The organism is Moraxella marmotae (assembly GCF_042219885.1).
GTDB classification, from domain to species: Bacteria; Pseudomonadota; Gammaproteobacteria; order Pseudomonadales; family Moraxellaceae; genus Moraxella; species Moraxella marmotae.
In genome coordinates, this window is record NZ_JBHJHR010000002.1 from 446869 (window position 1) to 471935 (window position 25067).

A 25067-nucleotide genomic window follows, 5' to 3' on the forward strand; every position below is an offset into this window, starting at 1 on the left:
GATGATTTGGACAATTTAATTTTTTAACTTCAATTAAAATTGATTAACTTTAATTTGATTAACTTTGGTAATTTTATGAAAAAATTTTCACTACTTTTTTTATCCATCATTTTGGCTGCCTGCACGCCAAGCAATCAGACGGCAAATAAGGCCGATGAACACGCCCAGCAATCAGCCACCGAAGCCAAAAACAGCACTGTGCAATTGTCCAATTTGGCAGATAAGGCAAGCCAAGATGAAGTGCGTGCTACCCTTAGTAAATATCTGCCTGCCGAGCGAGTGGCAGCGGTGATGGATTGGGTGGTTGATTATAATACCACCATCAAAAACACCAGCTTGGTCAATGGCTTTGGTACTGATAAGCCGCAATACGACACGGTAGCCATCGATACGCTGTGGCAAAATGCCAAAAAAGATTTTGTCGGTACTAACTGCCGCATTAACACTTTTGCCCTACTCAAGGACAATCTGCAAATTAACGATGCTCCTGCCAATGACAGTTTGTTATTTATCGACCATGATGCCATTGATGCAGGCGGTTTATTTACTGCCAGTGATTTGAGCAAGTTTGACCGACTGTACGGCAAGGTCAAAACCGAAGCCACCAAAGACGCTCGTGTCCATGCCGACAAGATGAAAGCGTATTTTGACGGTATCAAATTTGACGACAACGCCACCATGCTGTCGGTGGTGATTCATGATGATTTGGACGGCGGTGATTTTTTATTTATCGGCCATGTGGGCGTGCTGGTGCCAGCGGATAAGGGTTATTTATTTATCGAAAAAATTTCTTTTCAAGAACCTTATCAGGCGATTAAATTTGCCAGCAAAGACGATGCCTATAGTTATCTGTTTGATAAATACGCCATCAGCTACGATCAGCCGACCGCACAGCCGTTTATTATGGAAAATGATAAACTGGTGAAATATCAAGCAGTTGAGTAATATCGCACCTAGGCATATGCGATGAAAAATTATGGTTTGTTTTGCCGATACTGGCTTTGACTGGCTACTTTTGTAGGCAGTACGATTGATGGTGTCTTTAATAACAAAATGGCGTGCAGATAAGCAAAATCAGCCCCACCATGCAATACGATCATAGCGGCAAATTGATTAAAACGCTACCAATTCAGTTGATTTGGTCAATTTAGTAAATTTGGCAATTGATGTCCGATTGGTCAATTAACCGTTATTAATAAAATGCTTGTTTACTGTGCGTTCATTTAATTTATCAAGGCAACAATTCGTCAAAACAACAATTTTTAAACAATAAGGGAAAACCATGACCCCCACTTTAGATTTATCCATCGAACTGATAAAACAGCCGTCCGTCACGCCAGATGATAAAGATTGCCAAAATATCTTGGCAAAACGCCTGACGCAGGCAGGTTTTGACTGTGAATTTATGTATTTTGGCGATGCCGATGACAAAGGCAACAACGCCCAAATCAAAAACCTATGGGCAATCAAGCACGGCCGTGATGCAGACGCTCCAGTGCTGTGCTTTGCCGGTCATACCGATGTCGTGCCAACAGGCGATGAAACACGCTGGACTTATCCGCCATTTTCTGCCACCGTTGCTGACGGCAAACTGTGGGGGCGTGGGGCGTCGGATATGAAAACTGGTGTGGCAAGTTTTATCGTGGCTGCCGAAAATTTTATCAAAAATCACCGCAATCACGCTGGCAGCATTGCCCTACTCATCACCGCTGACGAAGAAGGCGTGGCAATCAATGGCACGGTAAAAGTCGCCGAAGCACTCAAAGCTCGTGGGCAAAAAATGGATTATTGCCTAGTAGGCGAGCCGTCCAGTACGCACACTTTGGGCGATGTCATCAAAAATGGTCGCCGTGGCTCATTAAACGCCAAACTCACCGTCACGGGCAAACAAGGACACATCGCCTATCCGCATTTGGCAATCAACCCCATTCATGCCCTAGCACCTGCCCTTGACGAGCTGGTCGCCACCCATTGGGACGATGGCAATGCCTATTTTCCTGCCACATCGATGCAAATTTCCAACATTCAATCAGGCACAGGGGCAACCAATGTCATCGGTGGCAGCTGCCAAGTGCTGTTTAACTTTCGCTACTGCACCGAAAACACCGCCGAGAGTCTAATGGCAAAAACGCATCAGATTTTTGATAAGCATTTTGAGCATTCAAAAGCCAGCTATGAGATTGAATGGACGCTCTCAGGCGTGCCATTTTTGACCGAAAAAGGGGAATTTGTCGATGCTTGCTGCCAAGCCATTCATGCGGTTACTGGCACAACTGCCGAGCTGTCCACTTCAGGCGGCACATCGGACGGTCGATTTATCGCACCGATTATGAATGCTCAAGTGGTCGAATTGGGCGTGCTAAATGCCACCATTCATCAAGTTGATGAGCATGTCAGCGTGGCGGATTTGGACAATCTCACCAGCATTTATGAAAAAATTCTGGAAAAAATGCTACTTTAATTGATAAAACTGTCTTTAAATCACTGTAACAACAGTTTAAATATCAGTGGATTTTGGCATGATGGCACAAAATCCACTTTCTGTGTTTTCAATTGCAATTTTAAGATTTAAACAGGCAAATAAAAACGCACCTGATAAATCAGCCAAAGCCGTCTATCAAGGTGCGTCTTAATCCGCTTGGGATTACATATGGTGGCGAGAGGCAGGATCGAACTGCCGACACACGGATTTTCAATCCGTTGCTCTACCAACTGAGCTATCACGCCAAAGTGGGCGTATTAAACCAAAAAAATCGGTGCAGGTCAAGCGTTTTTGATAAAAATTTGTGAAATTTTGGCAAAATTTTCAAAAAACTGAGTTTTTGGGGCGATTTTTGGGATTTTTTGGGCAAAAATGCCCCAATTTTGCCAAACTTTGGTATGATACGGTTTTTTATGATTTAGCCAATGTTATGACTGCCAAAACCAATTTTATCGCCACCATATCGCTGGATTTGTTAAACTTTACCCACACCAATCCCAAGCTGGACGATTTGCAACGCTGGCAACAAACCGCCTTAATGCCAATCATTGATACAGTTTTGGCGGCGGCAAATTTGCCAAAACCGCTTGATGCCGCTTGCCATTATGCCATGAGCAACGGCGGTAAGCGAGTGCGTCCGCTGCTAGTTTTGGCGACTTTTTTGGCATTGAGTAATCACACTCACCGCCCAGCGAACGCCACCACCGCCCAGATGGTGCAGCGTGCGATGGCGGCGGTTGAGCTGATTCACGGCTATTCGCTGGTGCATGATGATTTGCCATGCATGGACGACGACGCCCTAAGACGGGGGCAGCCGACTTGCCACATCGTCTATGGCGAAGGCGTGGCTCTGCTGGCTGGTGATGCCTTGCAGTCGCTTGCTTTTGAAGCACTGACGGCAGATTATGAACAAGCCACACCTGATGCCACCACCGCTTTTTTATTATTACAAACGCTTGCCCCACGAGCCAGACGAATGGTGAGCGGGCAGATGCTGGATATCGAAGGCGAACAACAAACACTTGGTCAAAATGCCCTAGAAGCCATTCACCGTGATAAAACAGGGGCGTTGATTGAAGCGGCAATCTTGATGGGCGGTATCTGTGCCAATGCCGACACAAAGACGCTCTCAAAACTGGGCGAATACGCCCAAGCCATCGGCCTTGCCTTTCAGGTGCAAGACGATGTGCTAGATGTCATCGCCGACACCGCAACGCTCGGCAAACCTGCTGGCAGCGATGAAAAATTGGAAAAATCCACCTATGTCAAGCTGCTGGGCGTCGATGGTGCCAGCCGCTATGCCGATGATTTATTTGACAAAGCACGGCAATCGGTGAGCGACTTTGGGACGGATAATTTGTTAATCCAAATCGCCAACTGGCTACAAAAACGCAAATTTTAACGCCGATTTGATAACATTTACCCATAATTTTGGTATTTGACATTTGACATCAAATAACAAGTAAATTAACTGATGATGGCACGCTACGCCATCAGCTTTTGCATGGCGGCAGGTTTGGCAAGGCTATCGCCATCGCTCCATTGATATTGGCTGCCGACGGCATTGAGTGCTTGATTTATCTGGGAAAATTGCTCTGCATTGACCATCACCGCAAGCCGATACAAATGCCAATGAAAATGAGTCAAACTGTGGCGAATTTTGACCACCTTGGCATCACCAAGTAGCGGTAGTGGTAGCACATCAAGCAGCTGCCGCTCCGCCAAATCAAGTAAGGCATCATCGCCGCCACTCTGCCAAAGCCGTGCCAGTGCCGCCTGCAAGCTCTCATCATTCATCGCTTTATCCGTGTCAGCAGATAAAGCAAATAACGGCAAGCACCACAATCCGTCCCAAATGCCGCCGTGATTTTGGCGATGCAGCCACAAAGTCTGCGTGGGTAAATTGCTATTTTGCAAAATATCTTGAGACGGCATATTTTCAGACAATCCATCTTGACAAACCACCGCCAAAGCGACGCTGTGCCGATGCGGTTTGGGGGCGGCTTTTTTCTTGACAGGAAATTGGCTTTGGCTGCCGTTGATAAAGGCTTGGCAATCTGCCGATACTGGACAAAGCTCACACTTTGGGCGGCTGCGAGTACAGACAGTCGCCCCCAAATCCATCATCGCTTGGGCATACCTGCCGCTGTCTTGACTGGGTGTTAGCTGTGTCGCCAACGCCCACAGCTGCTTATCCGTGGCACTTTTGGTGATGTCGCCTGTGATGGCACGGTGTCTGGTCAGCACTCGTTTGACATTGCCATCACAAATCACTCCAAAATCTCGCACACCCATCGCCACAATTGCCCCTGCGGTCGAACGCCCCACGCCTTTGATGCTCTGCCATTCTGCTACCGATGACGGATACCTACCATGCTCATTAATAAATTGGACGACCTGCCTAGCCCCAGCGTGCAGATTGCGAGCCCGAGCATAATAGCCAAGCCCCGCCCACAGCGGTGCAACCGCCTGCCAATCTGCCGCCGCCAGTGCCTGTACGGTAGGGAATTTTTGTAAAAATCGCTCAAAAAATCCCAGCACCGTAACCACTTGTGTCTGCTGCAGCATAATCTCAGACAGCCAAACTGCATAAATATCAGCCGTGTCAGCGTGGTGATACTGCCAAGGCAAATCATGCCGTCCATGCACCACAAACCACGCAAGCAGTCGCTTGGCAAAGTCGCCATCATCACCCACTTTGTCGTGCTGGGTGTCGCTTGGCGTGCTTGATGGCTCCGATGGACTGGATAAATTTGATAACTCTGATAACTCTGCCAAGTTTGGTAAATCTGGTAAATTTGGCAAATCGGACGCCTGGGCGATCTGGGTGGTGTGGTCGGTTGTGGTCATGTCAAATATCTGCTAAAATTCATCTGCTAAAACTCAAACGCATCATTATAAAAATCCACCACGCCAATTACAATGCCCAAAATGTCAGCTTGGGTTGATTGGTGTCAAACTTGCCATCATCAGCCAAATTTTGCCAAAATGACCATGCCAACATCGCACCGCCTTGACCACCCCAAAACTTACACCATCAAAGGCTTGTGCTGTGCTTTATCCATCGGCTTGCTGGCGGTGTTGGCATCCCCAGCGACCGCTTTTGGTAAAACTTTTGCCAACTCATCTGCTGATGATACCGCCCAACAAACCGCCCAAAACACGGTGCAAGATACGGTACACATTCTAAGCACCACCATCAGCCAAGTCATCAAAAAAAGCACCGAGCAAGATCAGCTGTATCAAGGCGATGCTGATATAGCCCAATCCAAACCGCTGACAAAATCCACCCAAGCCCCAGCCAGCGTCTTATCTTTTGATGAGCAATTTGCCGAATGCAATGAACAATTTGCCGACCGACACGCACCGACTTTGGTAGGCAAGCAAGGCGAAAAATTGAGCGGCTTGACAAAAGCACTGTGCTTTGATGGCTTTGCCACCTTGCACTCTGGCATCGCTCGCACACCCTTATGGTCGGCATCACATTTGACCAAAGCGCGCATCGGACAGGCACGCATTTTGGCTCGTGTGGATAACTTTCACCCAGAGACACGCCTGCGGCCTGCCGAGCGTGCCGAATTGGCGGACTATCGCCGCTCAGGGTTTGACCGTGGGCATGTCGCTCCCAATGGCGATATGGCGACCGTCAATGCACAATATGCCAGTTTTAGCTTGGCAAATATCGCACCACAAAACAGCGAGCATAACCGCAATCTGTGGCGGCATATTGAGATTAGCACACGCCAGCTTGCCGTACAGCATGATGAGATTTATGTGGTTACTGGCGTGGCGTTTTTGGGCAAAACCGAGCGAGTTGGTGGGCGAGTGCTGGTGCCAAGCCATTTTTTTAAGGCGGTGTACATTCCCAGCTTATCGGCGGCAGGCGTTTATTTTTCGCCCAATGACGGCACAGGCAATTATCAAATCATCAGCCTAAGCGAGCTGACTTATCGCACAGGCATCAGTGCCATGCCATCGCTGCCAGATGATATTCAACAGCACGCCCATCGCCTGCCCACACCCATGCAGACCGAGCCGAGCGAGCAGACACCCATCGGCAGTCAAAGCAGCGGCTGGCTAGAGTTTGCCATCGCCATCGTGCGTTATTTGGTTGAGTTTTTGCACCGTGCATGATTGCCAGACTTGATATTTTTTTAATTATCTAAATTATTTATCCAAATTTTAATTACCCAGTCAAAAAGGTCAGACTATGCTAAATCCTTTTGCTAATGATGATGAAGTACTGAGCATTGGCGAGCTTTGTATCGAAAACGGCTTTGATAGCATCGAGCTGTACGGCGAGCTGTCCATTGCTTATAATAATGACGGCCTAATCCAAGCCAAAGCCTTGCAGGATTTTGCCAATCGCTTGGTTGCCGTGCTTGAAAATGCCGCCGACAATGGCGAATTTGACAACCAAAACAATCAGAGCAATCAAAACCCAGACAGCCAAACCACCAGAGAATGGGTTGATAATCCGTTTGCCTAAATTTGTCAAAGCTGGTAAAAATTGATGATTTAGCTATTTGGCGAATTGAGCGGATTTGAATATTATTTTTGACAATTTTGAATATTTCAGATAACATCTGTTTACTTATTGCAATAAAAATTGGCAAAACAGCACAATCGTTAGCACAAATTGCACAAAAAGAGCGTGAAAAGTATTTGCAAGGCATGACAGGCTTGGTTATAATGCCAACAAGCCGATGATTGTGTATTTGTATATCCAATTTATCAGCAATTGTCACCAAGCCCAAAATTGTCAATTTTGACAAACCAACCACGCTTTGTGGGCGTACAAAAAGGAGTTTATTATGAAACTGACCACCAAATTACTGGCACTGGGTGCTGGCGTACTGTTATCAACTTCTGCCTTGGCTGCCGATGCCATCGTTGGCAAATGGAAAATGAGCGAAAAAGGCGAAGACAAAGCCATTATCACCATCAGCCAAGTGGGCGATCAATTCCAAGGCGTGATGACCAAAGGCATCACCGAAAAAGCCAAAAAATCTGAAGGCAAAGTCGTCCTGTCTGGCATCGTCAATCAAGGCGGCGGCAAATACAAAGGCAAAGGCGCCCACCCAACCCTGCCACTCAAAGGTACGGTAAATATCACCATCAATGGCAATAACATCACCATCAAGAGCATCGCAGGCACACAAACTGGCGTTAAGCAATAATTTACCAAGTTGTGAATTGGCTGCACTTGGTTTGATTTAGCTAGATTTAGCCAAGCTTAGTCAAATTTGGCTAAATTTAAAATCTGCCCAAAAAAATACACCACCCGATTGGACGGTGTATTTTTTTTATTAAAATATTTTAATCAAAACTTGAATTTATCAATTAAAAATCAAAGGGCATTTTCGTCAAATTCACCAGTGCGAATACGAATCACTTGCTCAAGTGGCGTTACAAAGATCTTACCATCGCCAATTTTGCCTGTATTTGCCACCTTAATAATCGCTTCGATAATACCATCTGTCATCTCGTCGGTGCAGGCGACTTCAATTTTTATCTTTGGCAAAAAATCCACCACATATTCTGCACCACGGTACATTTCAGTATGCCCTTTTTGGCGACCAAAACCCTTAACTTCAGTGATGGTAATACCATTGACCCCGATTTCTGATAGGGCTTCTCGCACATCGTCCAGCTTAAATGGTTTGATAATTGCAGAAATCAGTTTCATAACAAAATCCTTGGCGGTTGGCTAGTTGAGTTATTATATAAAAAATTTGCCAAAAATCCAATGTTTTCCCAAAAGTTGGCTTGGTTAGTCCAAGTTGGTTTAAATTGATTCAAATTGGCTCAAGTCAGCTAAGTGAGTAAAGCCAAAGACCCAAAGCCAAAATCTTGATGCAAAAGCTACCACCTATTCACAATAACTGATACAATAAGCCATCTTATCAGCTTTGGGGAAAATTATGTCAAAAAAATATGCCGTCATCGGTCTGGGTGGTTCTGGTTTGTCTGCGGTGGATTTTTTGGTCAAGCAAGGGCATCAGGTTGCCGTTACCGATGAAAATGCCACGCCTGCCCTAGCCGATAAGCTGCCACAGGCGGTAGCGTATCATTTTGGGGCGATTGATGGTGATTTGTTGCTGTCTGTTGATAGCATCGTCATCAGCCCCGGCATTGACCCAAGAATCCCTGCCGTCGCCGCCGCCAAAGCTGCCAACATTCCTGTGATTAGCGATGTTCAGCTATTTATCGATGCCCTAAAACAGCGTGATGCCGCCCAAGGCAAGCACACGCCAATTGTCGCCATCACAGGCTCAAACGCCAAAAGCACTGTAACCACCTTGGTTGGCGAGATGGCAAAATCGGCTGGTATCGCTGTCGGTGTCGGCGGCAATATCGGCACGCCAGCACTTAAGCTACTTGATTTGCCAGACATGGCGTTAGCGGTGCTGGAGTTGTCCAGTTTTCAGCTGGAGCATATCTTTGATTTATCGGCACAAGCTGCCACCATTTTAAACATCTCTGCCGACCATTTGGATCGTCATGACGGCATGGACGATTATTTGGCTCAAAAACTACGCATTTTTGATGGCTGTCATCATGCCATCATTTGCCAAGATGATCCAGAGCTGATGCACACTTGCCAGCAAACTCTTGCTAAGCTTGCCCCAAACGCATCGATATTGACCACCGACAGCTCACTAACAGCACAAGCGGCGGATTTTTATCTGTACGATGATGGCATAGGTCTGGCGTTATATCATCACGACCAAAAATTACTCAGCACTGACAAACTTAACATCAAAGGCAAGCACAATCTGCTCAACGCCTTATCCGCCCTAGCACTGGGGACGGCGGTCAATCTGCCACAGGCAGCGATGCTAAAAACTTTGAGCGAATTTAAAGGTCTGCCACACCGCTGTGAATATGTCAGCGAAGTTGGCGGCAAGGCGTATTTTAACGACTCAAAAGGCACAAACATCGGCTCAACCATCGCCGCCATTGATGGACTGGGGACGGTCTATGGTCAGCACTCTTTGGCACTGATTTTGGGCGGTTTGGGCAAAGGGCAAGATTTTAGCGAATTGGCAAGCGATGTCGCTCGCTGGGTCGATACCGTTTATCTGATCGGTGCTGACGCCAAAGTCATCGAGCAAGGGCTGCTGCTTGGTGATGCCACTTTAGCGGACAGATTGATTCATGTCGGTACGCTGGATAAAGCAGTAACTGCCGCCAGCCAAAGCACTGCCAAGGCGGTGCTGCTATCGCCAGCGTGTGCCAGCATGGATCAGTTCAAAAACTACGGCGAGCGTGGCGAAAAATTTGTCGCCATGGTGCATAAGCTTGCCAAATAGTTTTTAATTTAACATTAAACTTAAATTCAAAATCAAAATCAAAACCAAAGCCGTGATTGGTCAATCGAACCTTCACGGCTCTTTTGTCAATTTTAGGCAAATTTTTGGTAGTTTTTTGGTGGATTGTGATATGGCGGATAAATTGGCAAAAATTTGGATAAATCGGCACAAAATACGGCAAATTGGCACAGGCATTTTATCCGCCAAACATCACCAAAACTACCGTCAAATCCGCCAAATCACACGAAATTCCCCACCTTTTTAACCAAAAAATCGTTATAATAGACAGCTTAGACTATTCATCGATAAAGCAGCCATGTCCCAGTTTTTTGATAAAATTCTTAAATTTTGTTCCGAGCGAAATATCAAAAAAGTCTTGCTAGTCAGCCTAGGCTTACTCATCGGCATCAGCCTGCTGATGATTGCATCGGCGTCTGTGCCGTTTGCCACATCACGCAATATGGAGCCGCTCAAGTTTTTTTGGTCGCAATTGTCCTATGTTAGCATCGGTTTGTTGCTTGCCGCCATCATTTATCGCATTCCTTTGAAAGTGTATTATCTGGGGCGGCATTTGCATGTCGTGATTTTGATGTGGATTGCGGTGATAGTTTTGCTTGGCTTGACGGCGATGTTTGGCGAAGTCATCAACGGCTCACGGCGATGGCTGTCGCTCAAAGTTTTTAATCTGCAAGCTGCCGAACTTGCCAAGGCGGTGATGGTGTTTATCACTGCCGACTATGTGGTACGCCGCTCTGCTGAAGTGCGTGGCAACCTTTGGACAGGTTCTCGCTTGATCATGTGGTATGCACCCGTCATTGGCTTTTTGATTGCTCAGCCAGACTTTGGTACTTTGTTGGTTATTTTATCGACCTTGGTGGTGATGGTGTTTGTCAGTGGCGCGCCCCTTCGCCAATACGGCTGGCTAGTGGGTCTATTTACCGCCACCGCCAGTGCCATCGCTTGGCTTGAACCTTATCGCCGTGAACGCATCTTATCCTTTACCGATGCCTTTGACGACTTGCAAGGCTCGGATTATCAGCTGGCACGCAGTCTGATTGCTTATGGTCGTGGGCAATTTAGCGGTCTGGGCTATGGCAACAGTGTCCAAAAATTATCCCACCTGCCCGAAGCACACACCGACTTTTTGCTGGCAATCACTGGCGAAGAGTTTGGTTTTTTGGGCGTTGGTTTGGTTTTGGCATTGGAGCTGCTCATTATCTTTTGCATCATCTGCATCAGCTTACGCTCGCTTGGTTATCGCCAACTTCGCCTAAGCTATACCGTGTTTGGCTTTGCGGTGGTGATTTTTGGGCAAGTGATTATCAATGCGGGCATGACCATGGGGCTGGCACCAACCAAGGGCTTGACCATGCCGTTTTTTAGCTTTGGTGGTTCGTCCATTGTTGTCTTGTTGATGATGATTGGCTTTGTATTGAGAGTTGAAAAAGAAGGCCCTGAGATTTATCAAGCCAAACAAAACGACCGCTATTAACGCTCTTTTATCATCAAATGAAGTACTGCCATGCTACTGGATATTAACCGCTACCAATTCGCCACTTACAAAAAAGAGCTGTCCGCCTTGGTGCAGTTGGGCATTCCCATGCTGCTGGCTCAAATTGCCCAAGTCGGCACCAGCTTTATTGATACGGTGATGGCTGGCGGTGCTGGCAAGGGAGATTTGGCAGCGGTTGCCTTGGGCAGTAGTGTTTTTGTTACCGTCTATGTGACTTTGATGGGCGTGATGACATCACTAAATCCGATGATTGCCCAGCTGCACGGCAGTAAAAACCATGCCGCAGTCGGCGAAATGGGACGCCAAGGCATCTGGTATGGGCTGATGATTGGCATCATTGGCATGCTTTTGATGTGGTTTGCCATCACGCCCTTTAAGCTGTGGCTAGATATCAGCCCCAGCACCTTTGTCATCGCCGAACAATACCTGTGGTTCATCGGACTTGCCATGCCAGCGGCGATGGTGCATCGTGCCTTGCACGCTTATGCGTCCAGTCTCAATCAGCCAAAAATCATCATGTGGGTCAGCTGGCTGTGCTTTTTTATCAATATTCCGCTCAACTGGATTTTTGTTTATGGCAAATTTGGTATGCCAGCATTGGGCGGTGCTGGCTGCGGACTTGCCACGGCGATTGTGTTTTGGATTAATGCCATCACGCTGTGGCTATTGATTGTCAAAAATCACCATTTTCAAATCTTTGGTTTGATGAGCCGATTTAGCTTGCCTGACCCAAAGAGCCTGTGGGAGATTACACGGCTTGGCGTGCCAATCGGTCTGTCGTTTTTTATTGAAGTCAGTTTGTTTACCTGCATCATGTTTTTGGTCGCCAAATTGGACGGCAATGCCGAAGACTATGTCGCCGCCCAACAGGTGGTGATTAGCCTGACCAGCTTGATTTATATGATTCCACAAAGTCTTGGCAGTGCAACAACGGTGCGTGTCGGTTATAGCCTTGGCAAAGAGCAGTACCAAAGAGCGCGCTACATCTCTGGTGTGTCTATCTGGACAGCGATACTGATGTCGTTTGGCACGGCGTTGTTTTTGATTGTGTTTCGCTATCCGCTTGCCAAAATGTACACGGACGATTTGGCGGTCATCGCCTTGGCAGGCAGTTTGATTTTGTACGCTGCGGCATTTCAGCTGGTCGATGCGGTACAAACCGTCGCCAGCTATGCCCTGCGTGGCTACAAAGTTACCACCATTGCCATGGTCATTCACATTGTGGCGTTTTGGGGCTGCGGTCTGATTCCGGGATATTTGATGGCGTTTTATGCCAAAATGGGCATTTATGGCTTTTGGACGGCATTGGTCGTCTCGCTGGGCGTGGCGGCGGTGTTTTTGTTGTGGTATCTTGAAGTGCATAGCAAAAAAGTCGTCCGCCAAATGCGACTGCGTGCCTTATGACCTTTGCTTGATAAATAAACTTTATTTTTATATTAAAAAACATTAAACCCAAAACCTGATTGGCTTTGGGTTTTAAGAAGCTAAAGACTGTGATTTTGCATCAAATAATTTGACAAATGATCGGTAATTTCAAGTACAAAAATTTAGGTAACTGAACTTTATTTTCTTAATTTACAAAAGGTTATCTTAATCAAACTGGCACAAACGCAAGTATTGCTCGGTTCGACCTAGCAATACTTGCCAGTAACCATTTTACCTACCGCATCTAATTTTTAAGATGTTTTTTTGGATTGTAATAATTCATTCATTTCAGATAATAATTTAATCTCACGTTTTAAATTTTCAATTGTTTCGTCTTTATGTGAAAGAATAAGCTGAAGGCGTTGTATCTCATTAGTAAAATCTTCTTTCCCTACGGCAAAATACGTATTCGTAATATTCTCGTTATTGGACAAATTATTGACTTGGATCTTAGATTGCTCACCATAAGAAAGCAGCTCTAGCAGATCAATACCAAACACTTCCGAGATTTGTTCTAATCGCCCTAAATTTGATCTGGTATCGCCACGCTCAATTTTTGCATAACCCTGCGTTGACATACTAAGCTTGCTCGCCATTTCTTCCTGCGTCCATTGACGCTCTTCTCTTAATAAACGGATTTTTTCGTTGGTTTTCATAATGTTTACTTTTTGGGTGGGTGATAGTTATATTTTGTTGATTGTAGCATTATTTTATTCTGGTGCATAATTTTATAAGCATAAATTTTGAAAAAATTTTCTCCATAAAAACAAGAATTAGAAAAGAAATTTTATATATTCTATCTTGATTTTTATTAGGAAGTAGACTCTTGGTTTTAATTAAAATCTATTTGTTAGGAGCAACAGAACATGAGACAGAAAGATTTGTTAATAGAAAATATCTTTGAATTTATAGAGAATATTGATTTTCCAAAATTCTCAGATCTCAAAATACATAAATTCCCAGAAATACCGAACAATAAATTAATCAATGCGGTAGAAGTATTAAATAAAAATGGTTATAAAATATCACATAAAGATGTTATTTTGTTAATAGATGACACACTATTTGGCAGTGCAAAAGATTTTTTCTTGATGACACATTCAATGTTTTTTTGTAAAGAGCTTATGCAAGAGCCAATTTATGGAAAGTTATCAAGTATTAGAACTGTATCTTATCACAATAGAACTTTGCACTTATATGACAAAGACGATGATTCATATTGGGAATGCACGTTAAGCTTGCCCAATAAAAATAATTTTCCTTTGCTAAGTGAATTTTTGACAGAAGTAATTAATGAACGAAATAAAATAGAATTTGATATTAATTATGAAAATGAATTAAAAGAACAATTGGAAAAAATTGAAAATGAAAAAAATATAGAATTAGAGAATCAAGCAAAAAAAGAGCATTTAAGAAAGTTGCATATTGATTTTTCTTTCGAAGATACATCTGATGAAATTTTAAGTAGGGTGAATAATTTATTTAAATTAATTAAAAATATTAATGAATCATTCAATCTTGTTTTTGTAATTGATTCCATGTGCGATAAAAAACTTAATGCCATGTTTTCTGAGCTTACGATTGAAAACTACCTATCAAAAGATGGTATATACTTATTAATATATAGTATTATCTATGATTATCATTGCTTAGAGAGTGAATACAGTAAAATGCTCTCTGTTTCTGAGATTATAGAGAAAAATAAAGAAATTATAGTAGAGCGATTATCTATCGCAAATGAATACATATCTTCATATAAGAAATGTATTGAATTTTCGTTGTCTTTCATGTCTAAGTTTTCATCAATACCCATTTCAAAAGAATTAATCTTAGATGAAAATAGTGAGGCTTATATAAAAGATAATTTAAATGAATCTATTATGCTGGAGTTGATAAACTCAATAGATAATATTCCAAATTTATTTGATGATGAAGCTGATAAAGTTGACGAACTCTATGAATACGACGATGAAGAAATCGATGATGAAAACATAATAGAAAGCGAGCCCAAAGCTAATACATTACTTGCCGATTTTTTATCCAAAAACTCTGATGGCATTCTCGCTAAATTAAAAAATAGTGGGATTTTATTAACTACGGCAACATTAAATAATGATGAAAGCATTTTAAAAATAGCAGGTGTTATTTATAATTTATTACCTTTGCCAATTAGATTTGTGGTTAGCTTGGAAATGTTGGAAAATATTTTATTAAATAACAGACATTTTTTAATTGATAAACTATCCAAATAATTAGGATATGGTTAATAATTAACCACTGCCCATTTAATTTTTATATTAAAAAACATTAAACCCAAAACCAAATTGGCTTTGGGTTTATTTTTTAGATTGATTGACTAATCGATTAAGTCAATTTGGCGTTATTCAAGATAAATCAAATCAACGCAACACAAATATATCCATCAGCAGATTATTCATCATTTGCCGATGTGATTCGCTTGGTGTCTTTGGCGACTGATTTTGCTTCACCGTCCACTGTTGTGCCAAAACCGCCCTTATTAAACGGACTGCCACCCATACCACCGAACGGATTTTGACCGCCGCCCATGTTGCCCATATTGCCAAATGGACTTTGACCGCCCATTTGTCGTGCCATCATTTGCATCATTTTGTCTTGATTTTTGAGTGCATAATTTTTGGCAAAAGTGGTCAGTTTTTTCTGCACAAATGGCAATAGCAGCACCAATGCCGCCACATCAGTCAATAACCCCGGCAACAAAAACAGCACTCCTGCCAAACCGATGGCGATGGATTTGGTGATGGTTGATTCGGCAGGCTGATTGGCAGGATTGGGAATCACGCCGTTTTGCATGGCTTTCATTTGTTGTGCCATCGGATTGAGCGTGCCTGCGGCTTTTTTTATCATTGAGATGCCCAAAACAGCAGCGACAATGAACCAAGCAAATACCGCCCAGCCGCCACCATCAATAAACTGTGCAACCAGATACCAAAGTAGCATTTCAATGATAAACCAAATCAAAGCAATGCCTACCAATGCACCCATGCTTTTCTCCTTTGAATGTTTAATAACCAAGTAAAATACGCTATACTAACAGTAAATCAGGGCAATTGGCAAGTTTTCAAGTTGCTTTGGTAATTATTCGTACTTTTAGGCACTTATATGACACTGATTATCGGCATTGACCCCGGCTCACGCATGACTGGCTACGGCATTATCAGCTCTGACAATGACAAATTAAGCTTTGTTGATGCTGGCACGATTCGCACCAACAGCAGCGACATCACCGAACGCATTGCCCAGATTTTCGCTGGCGTTTCACGCATCGTTACCCATTACCAAAAATACAGCGATCGGCCGATGCAGGCGGCGATTGAGCAGGTTTTTATGGCGTCCAACCCTGATTCGGCACTAAAACTTGGGCAAGCTCGGGGGGCTGCCATCGCTGCTTTGACCGCTCTGGATTTGTCAGTCAGCGAATACACCGCTCGCCAAATCAAACAAGCCGTCTGTGGCTATGGTGCAGCGGACAAAGAACAGGTTACGGCGATGGTTTGTCGCATCTTATCGCTAGAGATTATCCCCCAAGCCGATGCCGCCGACGGTCTGGCGTGTGCCATCTGCCACGCCCACGCTTCGCACTCGATGAGTAAACTGCTCAACATCAGCACGCTAACCAACAGAAATAGCAACAAGAAAAAAGGACGCTGGCGACTGGACGAAGCGGATTTATTGCAACTAAAACAACGCACAAAATAGCCCAGCTGCCAATTTTTTAGAGTATCAAATTTGCCAGATGATAACTGATGATAACTTAGTCAATGATTTGTCGGATTTGTCGGTAAATTGCCCATTGGCACGGCTAAGGATTGCTGCTTGGTATGCCACCTTGCCACCATGAAGTCTTATCTTGGCAATGCAAATCCTGCAAATCATCACCAACCAAATCGATGAGCAGCACTTGCCCATCATCATCAAGTGATAATTTGGCAAATTTCGCCTGTGCATAACACTCACCCAAACCTTCGGCAAACAGCCAACCGTCTGGCGGCAGCTGCCAGTCGCCCTGCGTGCCATTTAGTACAATCGGCACGGCTTTATCCACAGGCTGCCAAGTGATGCGTCTGATGATTGAGCGATTATCAAGCAAGGCATAGCCCAAGCGGTACTTTGCCGTCGTGCCAGTAGTGGCTTTGTCGGCATTGAGCTGATAATTTAACGCCATATAATCGCCCTGCAGCCACGAGCGGGGATCGCTGACACCAAGCGGTGCATAGACTACTCGCCCAGTCGCCAGATGCCGTTCATAATTTATCACCATCACCGCCATCACGCCAAGGCTGACAAGCGTTAGGATAATCGGCAACCTTTTGGATAATTTACGCATCGCTTGCCCCTTGTGTTTGTTTGGCTTGGTGAAATGATGTTAGCGATAACAATTTTGCCATCACAAAAACCACAAGACCGCTGATAAAAATGGTGATAAATTTTAGCAAAAACGGCACGGACAACTGATAATACAACAGCCACAACAGCCCAATACCCACCAGCGATAATAAGGCTACCATCATGCGGTCGTGCTTGCTCAAGGCATGGGCAAAGACCAAAATCACCGCCACAATAGGGGCATGACCGACACCAAACAGCACGCCAAGTAGCGACAACAACATCGCCACACGCAAAGGCAAATAAGCCAAAATCCCAAAACCCAAGCCAAGCAGCAGCCCAAGACTTGCCCAAAATGGCGGCGTGCCAAGCTCAGGGATTAGATTCACCACCCCAAAACCTGTCGCCATCAATAGCATAAAGCCTGCCACCGTGCGATCATAGCCCAAATGCTGACAGCGTGCATGTTGGCGATACAAGATCAAACTTACCATCAAGCCCAGCCCATAAATACCGCTCAAATATCCTCCCCAAGTCCAGTGCAACACCGACCAATCGTCCAGCACCACAGCATAAAATACCGCCGCCCCATAGCCAATCAACAAATGCATCAGCAAATAAAACCAATGCACACGCAGCCGATACAGCAGCACCAGTAACAAGCACTGCACCAAAACAAACGCCCCAATGCCATCATTATCCAGCCACCGTGCCAAGCCCTGACCAACCAAGCCCATGCCAATCAGCACCAAGGCATAAGCCAAATGCCGAAAATACGCCGACTGCTGCCGACTGTACCAAAACAGCCACACGCCTGCTGCTGCCGACAGCACGCCACACGCTAGCAAAGCCTGCCACGCATCATGCACCCACGCCTGCACACCAAAAATAGCAAACAGACTAGAAACCCAGCCACCCACCGCCAATATCGGCGTATGCAGCGAATACTGATGGTTAAGTCGCTTGCCAAACAGCCAAAACAGCAACCATGCACACAGCCCAAACCAAAGCTGGGCAACCACCGCCATCATCAGCCAATCTGATGTATCAAGCCAAGGCGTCAGCACCACCCACAAGGTGAACAGACTGCTTGCCACGCCTGCCAAGGCTACCGCCGCAATCTTTGGCTGCTGCCGTGCATAAGCCGCCATCAGCAGCGGCGATAAAATCACTGCTACTCCCACGCCACGCCCCAGCAGTGTCGTCATGTCGTCAAATATCATCGATGCAAAAAATGACAAGCCAATCATAGCAAGCGTTGTCAGCCACAACGCCAATTGACTTCGCCCAAACAGCACATATTGCCCAACAACCAGCAGCAACGACAGCCCCAACTGCCACTCAGGCATCTGCATAAAACGCTGATCAAAATACAGCCACAACGCCAGCTGTGCCACCACTGCCAGCAGCAGGTACACACCTTGATTATCACGATACAGCCAAGGCACGAGCAGCAGCGACCAAATGGCAAACAGCCAAAAATTATCCGCCCCTGTCTGATACACTTGCCCAATCACCAAAAGCCCCAAACCAATCATCAGCCCACAAATCGTATGCAGCACGCTTTGCCACAGACCTGTCGTACGCAGGCTAATCATGGCAGCCGCCAGCATCAATAGCGGTGCGATGCTCAATTTCACCGCATCTGGTAGCAGCAGCCAATTTGCCGCCAGCAGATACACCACCGATGACGCCATCAATGCAGCACCAATCACACCAAAGGCTGCCAGCATCGGCGGCGACACCAAAGCCTGTGCGATGTGCGTTGGTGCATCACTGGGCATCTTTGGTTGATGCACTGTATTTGACGCTTGCCAAAAATCCGTTAAATTCATAAGCTGATTTCTTTTTGATTGTAAGGTTTGTAGGTTTTGTGGGATCAATGCTACTATATCACACTTTGCTATCAGACTTTGGCAAAACTGGCGATTATTTAGCCATATTGATAAATGCTGTGTATTCTGGCAAATATTGGCAAAACCGACCAAAACCCAAACCAAGCCAAAATCACAAGCTATCTATAAAAAAAAATGCCGCCCATATGAGCGACATTTTAAAATTTTACTTAAAATCTGTAAAAACTGATTGGCTGATTAAATCAATCAACTTTTTCGATCTCTTCAGCTTGTGGGCCTTTTTTGCCTTCAGCAAGGATAAAAGAAACTTTTTGACCTTCGAACAGCGTCTTAAAGCCAGAGCCAGCGATGGCACTGTAATGAGCGAACACATCTTGACCGCCGTTGTCTTGAGCGATAAAACCAAAACCTTTTGATTCGTTGAACCATTTGACAGTGCCAAGTACTTTTTGAGACATGATAAAATTTCCTAATTTGAATGAATGAAAAGCGTAAAAACGCAACTTATGCTATTCATGCGTAAAACATACAAAAACAATCGGGATAACAGGCGGGTCGCCCCATCTTCATTCAACTATCCAAATAAGAAACTTACTGGTCTTGCCTAAAGAATGCTTGATACCACTGCGTTTGTCTGCAGTTGCAAAGCTGACCGATTCGGCCAACTTCTCGGTACATAAATACCATGCTTGGCATTATAACAAATTTTTATCAAAAAAGCAGAATTATTTTGGCTTTTTATATTAAATGAGATTAAAAGATAGCTATTGCCAAAAAATCGCTGATTTGTCGTCCATTTTGCCAAAGTTTTACCAAAAATTTGCTAAAATTTGGTCAAAGTTTAAGATTGATAAAACTTGGTGAAATTTTGGTAAAAATTATCGCCAATTAAACCTTTAGCCAACCCATCACTTGTGCCAAAGCACAAGCACACAGCACGGCATAGACCAAACCAAAAGATTTACAAAAACTCAAATACTGGGCAGGCAACGCCACATCAGCAGGATCGTCCACATCAGTGCCACGCATCAAATGCATGGAATAAACCAACCCAAGCAAAGCATACAGCGGATAACTGGCAACCACCGCCAAACCCAAGCCATAAAAATCCAAAAAATACCACGCCACACACGATACCAGCGACCACACCGAAGTTGTCAAACTGATAATCATAAAAAATCCATTACCAATCAACAGCTTGCCGCCATTACGCTCAAGCAAAGTGGACTCAATCATTACCAAAATGGCAACCAATAAGCTACAAACAATCAATAAATTTTCTAAAGAATATAAAGTCATCATTATCTATGCGGCATACGCCAATTATTATCTTATTATCAAAGCCGCCATTATAACGGTTTGTGCGATTATTGAAAAGCCAGTAAAGTAAAGCAATGCGATACAATGCAATCAATACGGACAAATAAAAACAGCCACCCATTTGGCAGCTGCTTTTGTTTTGATCAACACAAAATTTGTACCGATGCTTAGTTCTTTTCTTTATCGATGATTTTGTTACCACCAATCCAAGGCATCATCGCACGCAATTTAGCACCTGTGGTTTCGATTGGGTGAGCGGCGTTATTGCGGCGGCGTGCAGTCATTGATGGATAGTTGGTTTGACCTTCGGCGATGAACATCTTAGCATATTCGCCATCTTGAATGCGTTTTAGAGCATGACGCATGGCAGCACGAGATTGCTCATTGATAACTTCAGGGCCAGTCACATATTCGCCATATTCAGCGTTGTTACTGATTGAGTAGTTCATGTCAGCGATACCGCCTTCGTACATCAAATCAACGATCAGTTTTAGCTCGTGCAAGCACTCAAAATAAGCCATCTCTGGAGCATAGCCTGCTTCCACCAGCGTCTCAAAGCCCATCTTAACCAACTCAACCGCACCACCGCAAAGAACGGCTTGCTCACCAAATAGGTCAGTTTCGGTTTCGTCTTTAAAAGTGGTCTCGATGATGCCAGAGCGGCCACCGCCCACACCAGCAGCATAAGACAACGCCAACTGCTTGGCACTGCCAGACGCATCACGCCATACAGCGATAAGATCAGGGATACCGCCGCCTTTGGTGAATTCAGAGCGTACTGTATGGCCTGGTGCTTTTGGAGCAACCATAATCACATCAAGGTCAGCTCGTGGCTCAACTTGGTTATAATGAATGGCAAAGCCGTGAGCAAACGCCAAGGTAGCACCCTGTTTGATGTTTGGCTCAATGACTTCTTTATAAAGCTGACGCTGGAACTCGTCTGGCGTCAAAATCATCACCACATCAGCACCAGCGACGGCATCGGCAGTTTCGGCAACTTTTAGGCCAGCATTTTCGGCTTTTTTCCAAGATGCAGAGCCTGCACGCAGACCCACAGTCACATCAACGCCGCTGTCTTTTAGGTTCAATGCATGAGCATGACCTTGTGAGCCGTAGCCGATGATGGCGACTTTTTTGCTTTGGATAATTGACAAATCACAATCTTTGTCATAATAAATGTTTAAGCTCATAAGAGTTTCCTTAAAAATTGCCATAAATGGCGTTAGGTTTGATTAAAAATACAAACAAAAAATCAATGCACTATTTTGGTGATTTTACCATAATTACAATGCCAGTTAAAATAAGCAATGCCCCAAAATATCCATAAATGTTTAGGCTGTCGCCAAATATTATCAATGCCAACAGGGCAGCAAATAACGGATCGCTTGTCTCAATGATTTGAACCCTGCTGGCTTCTCCAAGTTCAACAGCTTTGGTGGTCAAATAAAATCCACCGATGGTTGGCAACAAAACAAGGCAGGCAATCATCAGCCAAGCCGTATGATTTGGCAAATGCAAATCTTGCATATAAGGAATAAAAAGATACACACTACCAAAAGTAAACAGCCAAAATAATTGGGCAAAACCCCCGCCGACTTTTAAGATTTTTGCCATAAAGATAAATAAGGCATAACCCAAACCGCCCAGTAAAGCTAGCAAAATACCAAGATAGCTGCCAGAGACATCTCTTTCAAATAACAGTAGCAAGGATACGCCAGCAACGATGCTTATAAAGGATATTGACTTATAAAAATCAATCCGTTCTTTGAGAAAAAATACCGCCAAAAGCAGCGTTATCCCACCTGCTGCATAAGTCAAAAACGACACCAACGGAATTGATGCGTGGTAAAATGCCCAAGTCTCAAAAAAATATAAGCAAAAAATTCCCAAAAAACCCAATAAAGCGAATTTGTACCAATGTTTTGCATGGCAGACAATTTGTTTTCTTAGTGTATTACTGGTCAAACCAAAAACAGAGATTATCAAAAAAGCCAAAAAACATTTCCAAAAAGCTAAGGCATTTGGAGATAATTTATCATCAAAATCAAAAGCAAATCTGGTAAAAATGCCAATAGAGCCATTGAATATGGCGGCAGCAAGTGCAAAAATCTCTGGTCTTTTAAAACGATTATCCGTTGTCGCATTCATTGATTAAATTTATAACTGCTAATGTTTTAAAAGACCTTAAGTGATTTTAATGCGGTTAAATTGCCAGTGTTCGCTCACCACGAGCAATGCCAATGACCCCAGAGCGTACCACTTCTAAGATGCGATCACGGCCAATCACATCAATAAAACCGTCCAACTTGCCAGCATCACCAGTGATTAAGATGGTGTACAGATTTGGGCTGACATCGACAATTTGGGCACGGAAAATGTCAGCATTACGCTTAACTTCTTCACGGTATGAGCCTGTGGCACGCACTTTGATGAGCATCAGCTCACGCTCCACATGGCTGCCACCGCTTAGGTCTGATAAGTTTTGAACCTTGACAACTTCAATCAGTTTATGCAGCTGCTTGGTAATCTGCTCAATTTTGTCATTGGTGGTGGTCGTGGTCAAAGTCAAACGAGAAATGGTCGGATCATCGGTAGCGGCGACATTGAGCGTATCAATGTTATAGCCACGCTGAGAAAATAGACCAACCACACGAGACAGCGAACCTGCTTCGTTCTCCATCAACACAGAAATCAGATGTTTATGTACTTGATTTGGCATTAGGTACGCTCCCCTTTTGATAACCACATATCACGCATTGACTGACCAGCAACTTGCATCGGATACACATGCTCACCTTTGTCCACATAGACATCGATAAAAACCAATTTGTCTTCTAATGCCAACGCCGCTGCCAGCTCTTGCTCCATGGTGGCAGGATTGGTGATTTTGACACCGACATGGCCATAGCTTTCGGCAAGTTTGACAAAATCAGGCAATGATTTCATGTACGACTGTGCATGGCGACCTTCGTACAGCATATCTTGCCACTGCTTCACCATGCCCAGCTGAGCATTGTTTAGGTTTAGGATTTTGACTGGCAAATTATACTGCAAGCAAGTGGACAGCTCTTGGATATTCATCTGAATCGAGCCTTCGCCAGTGATACAAACAACCGTCCGCTCAGGGCAAGCCAATTTGGCCGCCATCGCATACGGCAAGCCCACGCCCATCGTGCCTAAGCCACCAGAGTTTAGCCATTGGCGTGGCTCATCGTATTTATAATACAAAGCGGCAAACATCTGGTGCTGACCCACATCAGAAGCGATAATCGCCTTGCCATCGGTCAATTTATAAAGCGTCTCAACCACATGCTGCGGCTTGATGGCGTGAATTTCGGCAGTCATGTCATCTTCGCCATAACGCAAGCCATGACGCTTACGCCATTCGTTAATCTGCGTCCACCAGTCATTTAGGGCATGCTCATCGATGCGTTTGTCGGTTTCTTTGAGCAAAGCAAGCATTTCGCTAAGCACCAATTTGACATCGCCAACAATCGGAATGTGTGCGGTGATGGTCTTAGAAATGCTGGCAGGGTCAATATCAATGTGGATAATGGTCGCATTTGGGCAGAATTTTTTGACATTGTTGGTGACACGGTCATCAAAGCGAGCGCCCACTGCCAAAATCACATCGGCATGGTGCATGGTCATATTGGCTTCATAAGTGCCGTGCATACCCAACATACCAATAAACTGCTCGCCAGACCCCGGATACGCTCCCAAGCCCATCAAAGTATTGGTTACAGGTAATTTTAGCAAATCTGCCAACTGACGCAGCTCATCGCTGGCATTGCCCAGCACCACACCACCGCCTGAATACAGCACTGGACGCTTGGCGGCCAATAAAGTTTCGATGGCTTTTTTGATTTGACCGCCATGCCCTTTGTGCGTTGGCTGATAAGAACGCATACTGACCGACTCAGGCATCACATAGGCAAATTTATCATTAGGATTGGTCATGTCCTTTGGAATGTCTACCACGACTGGGCCTGGGCGGCCAGAACTGGCGATATAAAAGGCTTTTTTGATAATCGCTGGGATTTCTTCGGCACTGCGAACCTGAAAACTGTGCTTGACGATTGGGCGTGAAATGCCCACCATATCGCACTCTTGGAACGCATCATCACCGATTAGGCTAGATGGCACTTGCCCTGCCAAAATCACCATCGGAACAGAATCCATATAAGCAGTGGCAATCGCCGTTACGGTATTGGTCGCACCCGGCCCTGAAGTCGCCAGCACCACGCCTGTTTTGCCTGTTGTGCGGCTATAAGCGTCCGCCATGTGTCCTGCGGCTTGCTCATGACGCACCAACACATGCTCAATTTTATCTTGCTTAAATAAGGCATCATAAATGTGCAGCACCGCACCGCCCGGATAGCCAAAAATATATTCAACCCCTTCATCAATCAAGGATTGAACCAGCATTTCAGCACCTGACATCATTGCCGTCTCGCCACGAGCCAAAATCTCTTGGAGTTCATGAAAATGTGCCGCAGCGTCTTTGGTTTGGGTGTGTCCCGTCATATTCGGGATCTGAGTAGTTTGCGTCATAAAATTTACATCCTTTTGCCAAATTGGCAATATGCAGACGAAAAAAGCGTGGCAGTCATGCGAATATCAGGCAATAGGTGTTATAAAATAACGCAAGATGGCTTGGAATAATCCAAAACAAGAGATGGGAAAATTTCCTATGTCTTGCAGACCGATAAGTCCTATTGCAATGTGTCATTTTGCGTCATCAAACGGTAATCTGATAGCACCAACAACACAAACGCAGCACCTGATAA

The 25067-nt window shown here is 44.7% G+C and carries 23 protein-coding genes and 1 tRNA gene; 11 read left to right on the plus strand and 13 right to left on the minus strand.

The annotated features are described in order from the left end of the window. The first annotated feature begins 75 nt into the window (after positions 1-75). Both ACFBZI_RS02245 and dapE read left to right on the plus strand, forming a co-directional pair. Positions 76-945 (plus strand): DUF4300 family protein, encoded by an 870-nt coding sequence (locus tag ACFBZI_RS02245; RefSeq protein ID WP_375714836.1) that lies wholly within the window; start codon positions 76-78, stop codon positions 943-945. A gap of 337 nt (positions 946-1282) precedes the next feature. Then, positions 1283-2461 carry a succinyl-diaminopimelate desuccinylase gene (gene dapE / locus ACFBZI_RS02250; protein WP_375714837.1) on the plus strand — a complete coding sequence of 393 codons (1179 nt, stop codon included), beginning with the start codon at positions 1283-1285 and terminating at the stop codon, positions 2459-2461. A gap of 190 nt (positions 2462-2651) precedes the next feature. Here the strand turns inward: dapE and ACFBZI_RS02255 are convergent. Further along, positions 2652-2727: transfer RNA gene (locus tag ACFBZI_RS02255), tRNA-Phe, on the minus strand. A 185-nt stretch (positions 2728-2912) separates the two neighbouring features. On the opposite strand from ACFBZI_RS02255, the gene ACFBZI_RS02260 reads away from it, so the two are divergent. Next, the gene (locus ACFBZI_RS02260; RefSeq protein WP_375714838.1) at positions 2913-3884 is read left to right on the plus strand and encodes a polyprenyl synthetase family protein; all 972 of its coding nucleotides are present in this window, start codon (positions 2913-2915) and stop codon (positions 3882-3884) included. Positions 3885-3967: 83 nt separating this feature from the next. Here the strand turns inward: ACFBZI_RS02260 and mutY are convergent, their stop codons facing one another. Continuing rightward, positions 3968-5332 (minus strand): A/G-specific adenine glycosylase, encoded by a 1365-nt coding sequence (gene mutY, locus ACFBZI_RS02265; RefSeq protein ID WP_375714839.1) that lies wholly within the window; start codon positions 5330-5332, stop codon positions 3968-3970. 81 nt (positions 5333-5413) lie between these two features. Here mutY and ACFBZI_RS02270 point away from each other — a divergent pair, with 81 nt between their 5' ends. The 3 genes from ACFBZI_RS02270 to ACFBZI_RS02280 all read left to right on the plus strand — a co-directional run bounded on the left by ACFBZI_RS02270 (position 5414) and on the right by ACFBZI_RS02280 (position 7662). Then, a complete protein-coding gene (locus ACFBZI_RS02270; RefSeq protein ID WP_375714840.1) occupies positions 5414-6616 on the plus strand; it encodes a DNA/RNA non-specific endonuclease in 1203 nt (400 codons plus the stop codon). Positions 6617-6692: 76 nt separating this feature from the next. Next, positions 6693-6971, plus strand: a complete 279-nt coding sequence (locus ACFBZI_RS02275; protein ID WP_375714841.1) for a hypothetical protein — start codon at positions 6693-6695, stop codon at positions 6969-6971. A gap of 325 nt (positions 6972-7296) precedes the next feature. Next, entirely contained in the window at positions 7297-7662 is a 366-nt protein-coding gene (locus ACFBZI_RS02280) for a DUF2147 domain-containing protein (protein ID WP_375714842.1), read from the plus strand. 170 nt (positions 7663-7832) lie between these two features. On the opposite strand, the gene ACFBZI_RS02285 is transcribed toward ACFBZI_RS02280, so the two are convergent. Beyond that, a complete protein-coding gene (locus ACFBZI_RS02285) occupies positions 7833-8171 on the minus strand; it encodes a P-II family nitrogen regulator (protein WP_375714843.1) in 339 nt (112 codons plus the stop codon). Between the two features lie 235 nt (positions 8172-8406). Between ACFBZI_RS02285 and murD the strand changes: the two genes are divergently transcribed. The 3 genes from murD to ACFBZI_RS02300 all read left to right on the plus strand — a co-directional run bounded on the left by murD (position 8407) and on the right by ACFBZI_RS02300 (position 12715). Continuing rightward, positions 8407-9798 (plus strand): UDP-N-acetylmuramoyl-L-alanine--D-glutamate ligase, encoded by a 1392-nt coding sequence (gene murD / locus ACFBZI_RS02290; RefSeq protein WP_375714844.1) that lies wholly within the window; start codon positions 8407-8409, stop codon positions 9796-9798. 316 nt (positions 9799-10114) lie between these two features. Continuing rightward, entirely contained in the window at positions 10115-11290 is a 1176-nt protein-coding gene (locus tag ACFBZI_RS02295) for an FtsW/RodA/SpoVE family cell cycle protein (protein WP_375714845.1), read from the plus strand. A 30-nt stretch (positions 11291-11320) separates the two neighbouring features. Beyond that, a complete protein-coding gene (locus ACFBZI_RS02300; RefSeq protein ID WP_375714846.1) occupies positions 11321-12715 on the plus strand; it encodes an MATE family efflux transporter in 1395 nt (464 codons plus the stop codon). A 272-nt stretch (positions 12716-12987) separates the two neighbouring features. Here the strand turns inward: ACFBZI_RS02300 and ACFBZI_RS02305 are convergent, their stop codons facing one another. Continuing rightward, a complete protein-coding gene (locus ACFBZI_RS02305) occupies positions 12988-13392 on the minus strand; it encodes a helix-turn-helix domain-containing protein (RefSeq protein ID WP_375714847.1) in 405 nt (134 codons plus the stop codon). Positions 13393-13602: 210 nt separating this feature from the next. Here ACFBZI_RS02305 and ACFBZI_RS02310 point away from each other — a divergent pair, with 210 nt between their 5' ends. Further along, positions 13603-14988, plus strand: a complete 1386-nt coding sequence (locus ACFBZI_RS02310; RefSeq protein WP_375714848.1) for a hypothetical protein — start codon at positions 13603-13605, stop codon at positions 14986-14988. Between the two features lie 178 nt (positions 14989-15166). On the opposite strand, the gene ACFBZI_RS02315 is transcribed toward ACFBZI_RS02310, so the two are convergent. Further along, positions 15167-15760, minus strand: coding sequence for an FxsA family protein (locus ACFBZI_RS02315; protein ID WP_375714849.1), 594 nt, complete (start codon positions 15758-15760; stop codon positions 15167-15169). A gap of 117 nt (positions 15761-15877) precedes the next feature. On the opposite strand from ACFBZI_RS02315, the gene ruvC reads away from it, so the two are divergent. Further along, positions 15878-16474 carry a crossover junction endodeoxyribonuclease RuvC gene (gene ruvC, locus ACFBZI_RS02320; RefSeq protein ID WP_375714850.1) on the plus strand — a complete coding sequence of 199 codons (597 nt, stop codon included), beginning with the start codon at positions 15878-15880 and terminating at the stop codon, positions 16472-16474. Positions 16475-16577: 103 nt separating this feature from the next. Here the strand turns inward: ruvC and ACFBZI_RS02325 are convergent, their stop codons facing one another. The 8 genes from ACFBZI_RS02325 to ACFBZI_RS02360 all read right to left on the minus strand — a co-directional run bounded on the left by ACFBZI_RS02325 (position 16578) and on the right by ACFBZI_RS02360 (position 24723). Then, the gene (locus ACFBZI_RS02325; RefSeq protein ID WP_375714851.1) at positions 16578-17102 is read right to left on the minus strand and encodes a GDYXXLXY domain-containing protein; all 525 of its coding nucleotides are present in this window, start codon (positions 17100-17102) and stop codon (positions 16578-16580) included. Beyond that, positions 17095-18936, minus strand: coding sequence for a DUF2157 domain-containing protein (locus tag ACFBZI_RS02330; protein WP_375714852.1), 1842 nt, complete (start codon positions 18934-18936; stop codon positions 17095-17097). The genes ACFBZI_RS02325 and ACFBZI_RS02330 overlap by 8 nt, the downstream gene beginning before the upstream one ends. A gap of 263 nt (positions 18937-19199) precedes the next feature. Continuing rightward, positions 19200-19415 carry a cold-shock protein gene (locus ACFBZI_RS02335; RefSeq protein ID WP_375714853.1) on the minus strand — a complete coding sequence of 72 codons (216 nt, stop codon included), beginning with the start codon at positions 19413-19415 and terminating at the stop codon, positions 19200-19202. A 430-nt stretch (positions 19416-19845) separates the two neighbouring features. Then, a complete protein-coding gene (locus ACFBZI_RS02340) occupies positions 19846-20259 on the minus strand; it encodes a hypothetical protein (RefSeq protein ID WP_375714854.1) in 414 nt (137 codons plus the stop codon). Between the two features lie 185 nt (positions 20260-20444). After that, positions 20445-21467, minus strand: a complete 1023-nt coding sequence (gene ilvC, locus ACFBZI_RS02345) for a ketol-acid reductoisomerase (protein ID WP_375714855.1) — start codon at positions 21465-21467, stop codon at positions 20445-20447. A gap of 70 nt (positions 21468-21537) precedes the next feature. Further along, positions 21538-22425: a DMT family transporter gene (locus tag ACFBZI_RS02350; RefSeq protein WP_375714856.1), complete on the minus strand. Its 888-nt coding sequence runs from the start codon at positions 22423-22425 to the stop codon at positions 21538-21540. A gap of 55 nt (positions 22426-22480) precedes the next feature. Continuing rightward, a complete protein-coding gene (ilvN, locus tag ACFBZI_RS02355) occupies positions 22481-22996 on the minus strand; it encodes an acetolactate synthase small subunit (RefSeq protein ID WP_375714857.1) in 516 nt (171 codons plus the stop codon). After that, positions 22996-24723 (minus strand): acetolactate synthase 3 large subunit, encoded by a 1728-nt coding sequence (locus ACFBZI_RS02360; RefSeq protein WP_375716290.1) that lies wholly within the window; start codon positions 24721-24723, stop codon positions 22996-22998. Before ACFBZI_RS02360 ends, ilvN begins: the two co-directional genes overlap by 1 nt. Between the last annotated feature and the right edge of the window lie 344 nt (positions 24724-25067).

Coding starts and splice junctions, on each gene's coding strand:
- ACFBZI_RS02245 (WP_375714836.1), top strand. CDS start 76: ATGAAAAAATTTTCACTACTTTTTTTATCCATCATTTTGGCTGCCTGC.
- dapE (WP_375714837.1), top strand. CDS start 1,283: ATGACCCCCACTTTAGATTTATCCATCGAACTGATAAAACAGCCGTCC.
- ACFBZI_RS02260 (WP_375714838.1), top strand. CDS start 2,913: ATGACTGCCAAAACCAATTTTATCGCCACCATATCGCTGGATTTGTTA.
- mutY (WP_375714839.1), bottom strand. CDS start 5,332: ATGACCACAACCGACCACACCACCCAGATCGCCCAGGCGTCCGATTTG.
- ACFBZI_RS02270 (WP_375714840.1), top strand. CDS start 5,414: ATGTCAGCTTGGGTTGATTGGTGTCAAACTTGCCATCATCAGCCAAAT.
- ACFBZI_RS02275 (WP_375714841.1), top strand. CDS start 6,693: ATGCTAAATCCTTTTGCTAATGATGATGAAGTACTGAGCATTGGCGAG.
- ACFBZI_RS02280 (WP_375714842.1), top strand. CDS start 7,297: ATGAAACTGACCACCAAATTACTGGCACTGGGTGCTGGCGTACTGTTA.
- ACFBZI_RS02285 (WP_375714843.1), bottom strand. CDS start 8,171: ATGAAACTGATTTCTGCAATTATCAAACCATTTAAGCTGGACGATGTG.
- murD (WP_375714844.1), top strand. CDS start 8,407: ATGTCAAAAAAATATGCCGTCATCGGTCTGGGTGGTTCTGGTTTGTCT.
- ACFBZI_RS02295 (WP_375714845.1), top strand. CDS start 10,115: ATGTCCCAGTTTTTTGATAAAATTCTTAAATTTTGTTCCGAGCGAAAT.
- ACFBZI_RS02300 (WP_375714846.1), top strand. CDS start 11,321: ATGCTACTGGATATTAACCGCTACCAATTCGCCACTTACAAAAAAGAG.
- ACFBZI_RS02305 (WP_375714847.1), bottom strand. CDS start 13,392: ATGAAAACCAACGAAAAAATCCGTTTATTAAGAGAAGAGCGTCAATGG.
- ACFBZI_RS02310 (WP_375714848.1), top strand. CDS start 13,603: ATGAGACAGAAAGATTTGTTAATAGAAAATATCTTTGAATTTATAGAG.
- ACFBZI_RS02315 (WP_375714849.1), bottom strand. CDS start 15,760: ATGGGTGCATTGGTAGGCATTGCTTTGATTTGGTTTATCATTGAAATG.
- ruvC (WP_375714850.1), top strand. CDS start 15,878: ATGACACTGATTATCGGCATTGACCCCGGCTCACGCATGACTGGCTAC.
- ACFBZI_RS02325 (WP_375714851.1), bottom strand. CDS start 17,102: ATGCGTAAATTATCCAAAAGGTTGCCGATTATCCTAACGCTTGTCAGC.
- ACFBZI_RS02330 (WP_375714852.1), bottom strand. CDS start 18,936: ATGAATTTAACGGATTTTTGGCAAGCGTCAAATACAGTGCATCAACCA.
- ACFBZI_RS02335 (WP_375714853.1), bottom strand. CDS start 19,415: ATGTCTCAAAAAGTACTTGGCACTGTCAAATGGTTCAACGAATCAAAA.
- ACFBZI_RS02340 (WP_375714854.1), bottom strand. CDS start 20,259: ATGATGACTTTATATTCTTTAGAAAATTTATTGATTGTTTGTAGCTTA.
- ilvC (WP_375714855.1), bottom strand. CDS start 21,467: ATGAGCTTAAACATTTATTATGACAAAGATTGTGATTTGTCAATTATC.
- ACFBZI_RS02350 (WP_375714856.1), bottom strand. CDS start 22,425: ATGAATGCGACAACGGATAATCGTTTTAAAAGACCAGAGATTTTTGCA.
- ilvN (WP_375714857.1), bottom strand. CDS start 22,996: ATGCCAAATCAAGTACATAAACATCTGATTTCTGTGTTGATGGAGAAC.
- ACFBZI_RS02360 (WP_375716290.1), bottom strand. CDS start 24,723: ATGATGTCAGGTGCTGAAATGCTGGTTCAATCCTTGATTGATGAAGGG.